We start from the raw sequence: 7,757 nt of genomic DNA, 5'->3' as shown, positions 1-7,757 counted from the left end.
CCCCGGCGAAGGCGCCGCGCGGCGCGGCCTCCGAGCCCAGCGTCGCCCCGGCCGCGCCCCTCGCCCTTCCGCCCAAGCCGGCGCAGAAGGCGCTGCCCGCGAGCGCGAAGAAGGAAGCAGCCGAAGCGGATGTCGTGGCCAGGCCCGAGACCGAGGAGGATGGCGGCGCCCAGGTCGTCAGCCTCGACGCCTTCCGCAAGAAGACCTGAGACCCAAGGACTTCCATCATGACCGGTTATCGCAGCGAGACCGATTCCTTCGGTCCGATCGACGTCGCCAATGACCGTTACTGGGCGGCGCAGACGCAGCGTTCTCTGCAGAACTTCAAGATCGGCGGCCCGGCCGAGCGGATGCCGCTGCCGGTCGTGCATGCGCTGGTCCTGGTGAAGAAGGCTGCGGCCACCGTCAATGCGAAGCTGGGCCTGCTCGACGGCAAGGTCGAGCAGGCGATCGTCCAGGCTGCCGACGAGGCACTTGCCGGCAAGTTCGACGAGCATTTCCCGCTCGTCGTCTGGCAGACCGGCTCCGGCACCCAGTCGAACATGAACGTCAACGAGGTGCTGGCCAATCGCGCCAACGAGATTTTGGGCGCCGGCCTCGGCAAGAAGAGCCCGGTCCACGCCAACGATCACGTCAACAAGGGCCAGTCCTCCAACGACAGCTTCCCGACCGCGATCCATATCGCCGCCGCGCTCGCCATCTCGAAGGACCTGCTGCCCGCCCTCGGCCGGCTGAAGGATGCCCTCGACGCCAAGGCGAAGGCCTTCGCCGATCTCGTCAAGATCGGCCGCACCCATCTCCAGGACGCGACCCCCGTCACGCTCGGCCAGGAATTCTCCGGCTATGTCGCTCAAGTTCAGCTCGGCATCGCCCGCATCGAGCAGACCCTGCCCGGCCTGTTGGCGCTCGCCCAGGGCGGCACCGCCGTCGGCACCGGCCTCAACGCTCATCCCGACTTCGCCAAGGCGTTCTCGGCCGAGGTCGCCAGGCTGACCGACCTGCCCTTCCGCACCGCCGACAACCTGTTCGAGGCGCTCGCCAGCCATGGCGCCATCTCCTACAGCCACGGCGCGCTGACCGCGCTCGCCATGGACCTGTTCAAGATCGCCAACGACATCCGGCTGATGGGCTCGGGCCCGCGCTCCGGCCTCGGCGAAATCAGCCTGCCCGAGAACGAGCCGGGCTCCTCGATCATGCCCGGCAAGGTCAACCCGACCCAGGCCGAAGCGCTGACCATGGTCGCGACCCGCGTGCACGGCAACCAGGCGACCGTGACCTTCGCCGCCAGCCAGGGCCATTTCGAGCTCAACGTCTTCAAACCGGTGATCGCGCAGGCTTTCCTGCAATCGGCTCGCCTCCTTGCGGACGCGGCCGACAGCTTCCGCACCAACTGCGTCGAGGGCATCGAGCCCAATCGCGAGCGCCTGACTGAGTTGCTCTCGCGCTCTCTCATGCTGGTGACGGCGCTGGCTCCCGCGATCGGCTACGACAAGGCGGCAAGCATCGCCAAGGCGGCCCATCACAACGGCACGACCCTGCGCGAGGAAGCGCTGAAGGCCGGTGTCGACGGTGAGCTCTTCGACAAGACCGTCGTCGCCGAAGACATGCTCAGCCCGGGCTGATCATGGCCGAGATCGTCAATCTCCGCCGCGCCCGCAAGGCCCGCGACCGGGCGAGCGCAGAGGCAAAGGCCGAGCAGAACCGGATCGCGTTCGGCCGGACCAAGGCCGAGCGCAAGCTGACCGAGGCGGAGAAGACGCTGGCCGAGCGGCGCCTCGACGGCCATCGCCTCTCCGACGATCCCGGCGGCGAGGACAAGGCGTGAGCGGCAGACCATGAGCGGCCTGCGCAAGCGCTCGCTCGCCATCGCCGGCCACCGCACCAGCGTCTCGCTCGAGGAGCCGTTCTGGGATGCGCTGAAGGAAATCGCGGCCGCCGAGAAACGGCCCATCGCCAGCCTGGTGGGCGAGGTCGATTCCGGCCGCGGCGAACTCAACCTCTCCTCGGCTCTGCGCCTGCGGGTGCTGGCGCATTATCGCGGGCGCCCCGAGCCCGCCAAGGTCACACCCGCGGACTGAGCAACAGTCGCCGCGCCGTTTCGACCACGGCGCGCGTCAGATCGGCCAGCCTGTCGGCCGCGACCCGGTTGACCTGCCAGAACAGCGGCGTGTCCAGCACCCTGCCGGGCATCAGCTCGCAGAGCCGGCCGGCATCGAGATGCTCCCGCACCAGCAGTTCCGGATTGGCGCTCCAGCCGATGCCGAGCAGGCACGACTCGACGAAGCCCTGCGTCGACGGCACCCAATGCACGGGATGACTCGGGCTTTCGCCGAATGCGAGCTCCATCCATTGGCTCTGCAGGCGATCCTTCTGATTGAAGACCAGCGAGGGTGCCTGCGCCAGCGCGGCCAATGTCACCCCGTCGGCAAAATGGCGCGCCATGAACGCCGGGCTTGCCGTCGCGAGATAGCGCAGCGAGCCGAGCGGGATCACTCGGCAGCCCTGGATCGGCTTGTCCAGCGCGGTGACGGCGGCGAGCACCCGTCCCTGTCGCAGCCAGTCGGCGGTGTGCTCCTGATCGTCGACGGCGATGTCGAGGAGGTGCGGGCTCCGGTTCGTGAACGCGGCGACCGCGCCCAGAAACCAGGTTCCGAGGCTGTCGGCATTGGCGGCGACCCGCAGCGTGACGCGCTGCTGCGGCTGCCCCGGCTCGGCCAGGGCCGGCAGCCGCGTCATCAGCTCGCCCTCGAGCAGGCCGACCTGCTCCATATGGCGGCACAGCCATTCGCCGCGCTCGGTCGCGGTACAGGGCTGGCCCCTGATGATCAGCACCGTGCCAAGCCGCTCCTCGAGCTGCTTGACCCGCTGCGAGACGGCCGACGGCGTGACGTTCAGCGCCTGCGCAGCCTTGTCGAAGCTGCCGGTTCTGACAACGAGCGAGACGGCCTGCAGGGCGGGATAATCGAGCACAACATTAGCTCTGCTTAATCGAGATAATGATGTTTAACTACACTAAGGCGGCGTTGACTCCTAGGCGGAACGGCGAAACGGGACCGCCGCTCATGCCCTTCTCCGTCTACGTCACCGGCTTCACAATGGGCCTCAGCTTGATCGTCGCCATCGGCGCCCAGAACAGCTTCGTGCTGCGGCAGGGCCTGCGCGACGAGCATGTCTTCGCGGTCTGCCTCACCTGCGCCTTGTCGGATGCGGTCCTGATCCTCGCCGGCGTCGTCGGCTTGAAGCAGGCGACGGCGATGCTGCCGATGCTGGAACCGGCCCTGCGCTATGGCGGCGCCGCCTTCCTGATCTGGTATGGGGCGCGCAGCCTGCTCTCGGCCTTGCGCTCATCCGAGGCGCTCGCGGTCGGCACCGCCGGAGAAGCAACGCTGTCGGCCAGCCTGATCACCTGCGCGGCGCTGACCTGGCTCAACCCACATGTCTATCTCGACACCGTGCTGCTGATCGGCAGCATCGCCAGCCAGTTCCCCGGGCACGAACTGGTCTTCGCCACGGGTGCAATGACCGCCTCCTTCCTGTTCTTCTTCGGGCTCGGCTATGGCGCCCGCTGGCTACGCCCGCTCTTCGTCGACCCCAGATCCTGGCGCATCCTCGACGGCATCGTCGCCGCCACCATGTGGGCGATCGCCTTCAAGCTGCTGCGGGGCGGTTGATGACCTCTCGTCCTTGACGCTTCCCTTCAGCCCTCATCCTGAGGAGCAGCCGAAGGTTGCGTCTCGAAGGATGCTTCACGAGGCTCCGGAACCAGCTGGACCATCCTTCGAGACGGCCCTGCGGGCCTCCTCAGGATGAGGCTCGCATGGAGAGCCGACGCCAGGGGCGAGCAAAGAATCTCGCACTCTCAGCGACTTACCAAGAAAGCTTGAATCAACCCCGCACCCGCTTGAATCAATTGCCCAGCGCCTTGAATCAGTTCTGTAGCGGCGAGCGCGACAGCGGCCGCGGCACCGGCTGGATGTCGAGCGGCGGCGGCATCGGCGGCGCTTCGCCGCGCGGCCTGCCATAGCCCGGCGGATCGCCCGGAATATAGGAAGGCGGCGCGCCCTGCAGGATCATCGGCCCCGGTCGGCCCTCGATCGCGGCCCGGATCGCGGCTTGTCGTGCCCGCTCCTCGGCTTCGGCCTTGCGCCGCTCATCCTCGGCCTTGCGCAGTTCCTCCTGGCGTTTCGCGACCTCGGCCTTGCGCGCCTCCTCGGCGATGCGCGCCTCTTCCAGCCTGCGGGCGATCTCCGCTCGGCGTGCCTCCTCGGCCTGCCTCGCCTCTTCGGCGCGCCGGGCGATCTCGGCCTTGCGGGCTTCTTCGGCGAGTCTCGCCTCCTCCGCCTTGCGTGCCGCTTCCGCCCTGCGGGCCTCTTCGGCGAGCCTGGCCTCCTCGGCCTTGCGCGCCTCCTCGGCCCGCTTCTCCTCGGCGATGCGGCGCTCCTCCTCGGCCTTCAGGAATTCCGCGAGCTTGCGCTCGTTCTCGCGCAGCTCGCGCTCGGCCCGCAGGCGGCGGATATGCATCGCCCGCTCGCGCTGATCCGCCTCGAACGCCTCGACCCGCTCGATCTCGCGCGCCAGCGCCCGCGCCGCCACGACATTGGACAGTGCGCCGACATCGGTCTCGCGCCGCGGCGCATCGAGCGGGCCGCGCCAGGCGACGCCGACCTGCGGCAACTGCTCCGGCCAGCCCTTCGGCGCCGCACCGAGCGGGCGCAGGTTGAGGCGCAGGTCGGCGGTCATCGCCCGCCAGTCGACCAGCCCCGTCGCATCGGCCCTGAGGCCCGCACGCTCGATCGAGACGGGCGAGACCCGCAGCACGCCGGCCGCCTGGGTGAACGGGATGGTGACGTCGCCCAGCGGCCAGCTCCCCTTCTCCAGCGCTTCGCCGATCCGGTCCTGCAGGCGCCCCGTCTCGCTTTCGGAAGCGTCATCGCCAGTCGCGGCGATCACTTTGGAGATTGCTGCGGGGTCGAAGCGCGCCATGCCGGCGCCCGCAACGCTGATCGAGCCGGCGCCGCCGAGCGCCGCGATCAGGCGCGCCGGACTCTCGCCCGAGCCGCCGGCCTCGAAGCTCCCCGACAGCTTGCCGGTCAGCGCCCCCTTGGTCAGCGAGGCCAGGTCGAGCCCGGTGAGGCCGAGCCTGCCGGTGATCTGCGCCAGGCCGCCTTCGCGCCGGGCCGTGAGCCGCCCACTGACCTCGCCGCCGGCATGGCTGCCACGGAGATTGTCGAGGACGAGCCCGTCCGGTCCGGCCGCAAGGTCGAGCCGCGCCTTGGCCAGGGCAATGCGATCGGTCAGGTCGAACCGCTCGGCGGAAAGAGCCAGCCTGACCTCGCCGAGCCCTGTCGCGCCCTGGAACCGGCTCGGCGACCACTGGCTGCCTGCGACCGGCTGCGCCTGGCCGATCACCGCCGTGAGCGCGGGCTGCAATGCGATATAGGGCAGATCGAGCCGCCCGCCGATCCCGCGCTCGGCCGAGAAGCTCAGCGCGCCGCGTGCGGCCTTGCCGCCGGCATTGACGACGAGATCGTCGAGCCTGGCCTCATCGCCGAAGCTGACGCGCCCGGAGGCATCGAGGACGCCATCCGGAACCAGCCGCGCCAGCCCGTCCGGCAGGACCTGATCCGGCCCGTCGGCCTGCAGGCTGAGCCGTGCCCCGCCTCCGGCGCCTTCCAGAACCAGCATCAGCCCAGGCCCGGCGAGCGAACCGACCGGCCCATTCGGCCCGAAGCCGAGCGAAAGCTCGCCTGAGCCGCCGCGTGCCGGGCGCGGCAGGCCGAAGGCGGCGAAGGCTCGGCGCCGGTCGTCGAGCGAGAGCTTCACATCGCCGCCGTTCCACTGCCCGGTCGCATCGAGCTTGCCATTGAGCGAGAGCCGCCCGGCCTGGGCCGAGCCGTCCGCCACGACGCTGGTCTCGCCATTGGACGCGCGCGCAAGCCTGAAGCTGGCGTCGACCCCGGCGAGCCCGTCCTCGATCCGCGGCAGCACGCGCCGGAAGCCGTCCGGCAGCAGCGGACCGGCCAAAGCCGTCAGCGCGGCGAAACGCGGCGCGCGCACCCGCCCGGCGATCTCGCCGCCGCCCGGCAGCAGTGCCCCCTCGCCCTCGACCTTGACGCCACCGAAGCCATCGACGGCCAGACGGCTGAGACGCCAGTCGCTGCCCTGCCGGGTCAGCGCGAGCCGGGCCGAGCCCGGTGGTGTCGAAAGGTAGCGCAATCCGTTTAGTGTCAGATCCAGCGAAAGATCGCGCCGCCCGGCGAGCGCGTTGAGGCTATCGCCGGCTGGCAGGGTTGAAAGGTCGAGCCCGTTCACCGTCAGCTTGGCATCGAGCCGGCCGGGCGTGATCGCGCCGGAGCCTTCGATCCGCGGCCCGGAGCCCGCCCGCGCGGTCATACGGGTGATCGCGAGACGCTCATCGCTCCAGTCCAGCGCAGCCGTGCCGTCGACGCTGCGCAATGCGGCGAAGCTGTCGGCCAGCCCGGCCTCGACGCCGAGCCGCGTCAGCGCCAGCGCCGCCCGGCGCGCATCGGGCGCTTTCGCCTCGACCGTGCCGCGGAAGCCCTGGCCGTCGAGCGCACCGCGCGCCTCGAGGACCGCATTGGCGATCCTGACCGTGGCGCTGCCTGCATCGAGCCCATCGCCATCGAGCTTGCCGCGCAAGGCAAAGCCGCTGAAGTCCTCGCCACGCCAGACGATCTGGTCGAGATCCAGTGAAAGCTCGACCGGCCCCGGCAGTGCCTGCAAGGCGCGCTGATAGCCCGGCCGCTGGGCCAGCGCCTCGGTCAGCACATCGGCATCGAGCCGGCGCGCCTTGAGCTGGAGGCTGCCCTTGCTGTCCGCCGGATTGAACGAGCCCTCGCCCTCCAACCGCGCGGCTCCGCCGGCGATCTCGATGGCGAGGCTAGAGAAGTCGAGACGCCGGCTATCGCCGCTCACGCGTCCGGCGACACCGACCGCGCCGCCGGGCGCGATCGTGAAGCTGCCATCCAGTCCGGGCCGAACGCTCTGCTCTGCACCAGCCAGGATCAGCGAACCGTCGAAGCCGAATTGCGTCTGCTCGCCGGTGACCGAGGCCTTGGTCCGCAGCCGCCCATCGGCTTCGATCGCGCCGGTGGCGAAGCGCAGGGACGAGCCGGCGATCTCGCCCTCGACACGCCAGGGGCCGTGCAGGGCGACGGCCGAGACGTCGACGGAGATCGGGGCCAGCGTCTGCGCCGCCTTGCCGGGCTCGCGCCAGATCACGGCCGAGCGGCGGATCGCCAGGCGATCGATGGCCGTCTCGCTCGGAAGGCCCGCACCCTCGCGGGCCGGCAAGGCGATGGCGCCGGTCTCGTCTGCAACGAGATTGAGCGTCAGCCCGTCCGCCTCGGCTTCGACCAGCCTGAACTCGCCGCGTGCCAGCGGCGCCAGGGCGAGCTCGGCCGTCAATGTCTCGATGGTCGCCGCGCTGGCCGCGTTGCCACTGGAGCCGAGACGCACCTGGCCCAGCACCAGCCGCGGCGATGGCAGGAGCCGCAGCCCGATCTCGCCGGCGACGCGCGTCTCCACGCCGAGCGCAGCGCTGATGCGCCGCTCGAAATGGGGCCTGTACTCGCGCCAGTCGACGAAGCCAGGCCCCAGTAGCGCGGCCAGCAACGCCGCGACGAGCAGCCCGGCCAGTAGGGTCAGGGCCTCACGCACGCTCTTGCATCGATCCTCGATATGTCGACGGGGCGATCATGCACGCAAGTCGCGGCAGGATCACGACATTCTTGCGA

The 7,757-nt window shown here is 70.1% G+C and carries 6 protein-coding genes and 1 pseudogene; 5 read left to right on the top strand and 2 right to left on the bottom strand.

The window, feature by feature from the left end; all coding sequences use genetic code 11:
• The 4 genes and pseudogenes from CXY91_RS00370 to CXY91_RS00355 form a co-directional block, all read left to right on the top strand.
• Positions 1-209, top strand: a pseudogene (locus CXY91_RS00370) (SspB family protein); the annotation flags it as partial.
• 18 nt (positions 210-227) lie between these two features.
• The gene (gene fumC, locus CXY91_RS00365; RefSeq protein WP_100958851.1) at positions 228-1,622 is read left to right on the top strand and encodes a class II fumarate hydratase; all 1,395 of its coding nucleotides are present in this window, start codon (positions 228-230) and stop codon (positions 1,620-1,622) included.
• A gap of 2 nt (positions 1,623-1,624) precedes the next feature.
• A complete protein-coding gene (locus tag CXY91_RS00360; RefSeq protein WP_100958850.1) occupies positions 1,625-1,825 on the top strand; it encodes a DUF4169 family protein in 201 nt (66 codons plus the stop codon).
• Between the two features lie 10 nt (positions 1,826-1,835).
• Entirely contained in the window at positions 1,836-2,078 is a 243-nt protein-coding gene (locus CXY91_RS00355) for a ribbon-helix-helix domain-containing protein (RefSeq protein ID WP_091840547.1), read from the top strand.
• On the opposite strand, the gene CXY91_RS00350 is transcribed toward CXY91_RS00355, so the two are convergent.
• Positions 2,062-2,970, bottom strand: coding sequence for a LysR family transcriptional regulator ArgP (locus CXY91_RS00350; protein WP_100958849.1), 909 nt, complete (start codon positions 2,968-2,970; stop codon positions 2,062-2,064). The genes CXY91_RS00355 and CXY91_RS00350 overlap by 17 nt on opposite strands.
• 92 nt (positions 2,971-3,062) lie before the next feature.
• Here CXY91_RS00350 and CXY91_RS00345 point away from each other — a divergent pair, with 92 nt between their 5' ends.
• Positions 3,063-3,671 (top strand): LysE/ArgO family amino acid transporter, encoded by a 609-nt coding sequence (locus CXY91_RS00345; protein ID WP_100958848.1) that lies wholly within the window; start codon positions 3,063-3,065, stop codon positions 3,669-3,671.
• 256 nt (positions 3,672-3,927) lie between these two features.
• Here the strand turns inward: CXY91_RS00345 and CXY91_RS00340 are convergent, their stop codons facing one another.
• Positions 3,928-7,680 carry an AsmA family protein gene (locus CXY91_RS00340; RefSeq protein ID WP_100958847.1) on the bottom strand — a complete coding sequence of 1,251 codons (3,753 nt, stop codon included), beginning with the start codon at positions 7,678-7,680 and terminating at the stop codon, positions 3,928-3,930.
• Positions 7,681-7,757 lie beyond the last annotated feature (77 nt).

Source organism: Allobosea sp. FBZP-16 (genome assembly GCF_002831785.1).
Taxonomy (GTDB): Bacteria; Pseudomonadota; Alphaproteobacteria; order Rhizobiales; family Beijerinckiaceae; genus Allobosea; species Allobosea lupini.
The sequence above is the reverse complement of the archived record's forward strand: the minus strand, read 5'-3'. Positions and strand labels throughout refer to the sequence as shown.

Coding starts and splice junctions, on each gene's coding strand:
- fumC (WP_100958851.1), top strand. CDS start 228: ATGACCGGTTATCGCAGCGAGACCGATTCCTTCGGTCCGATCGACGTC.
- CXY91_RS00360 (WP_100958850.1), top strand. CDS start 1,625: ATGGCCGAGATCGTCAATCTCCGCCGCGCCCGCAAGGCCCGCGACCGG.
- CXY91_RS00355 (WP_091840547.1), top strand. CDS start 1,836: ATGAGCGGCCTGCGCAAGCGCTCGCTCGCCATCGCCGGCCACCGCACC.
- CXY91_RS00345 (WP_100958848.1), top strand. CDS start 3,063: ATGCCCTTCTCCGTCTACGTCACCGGCTTCACAATGGGCCTCAGCTTG.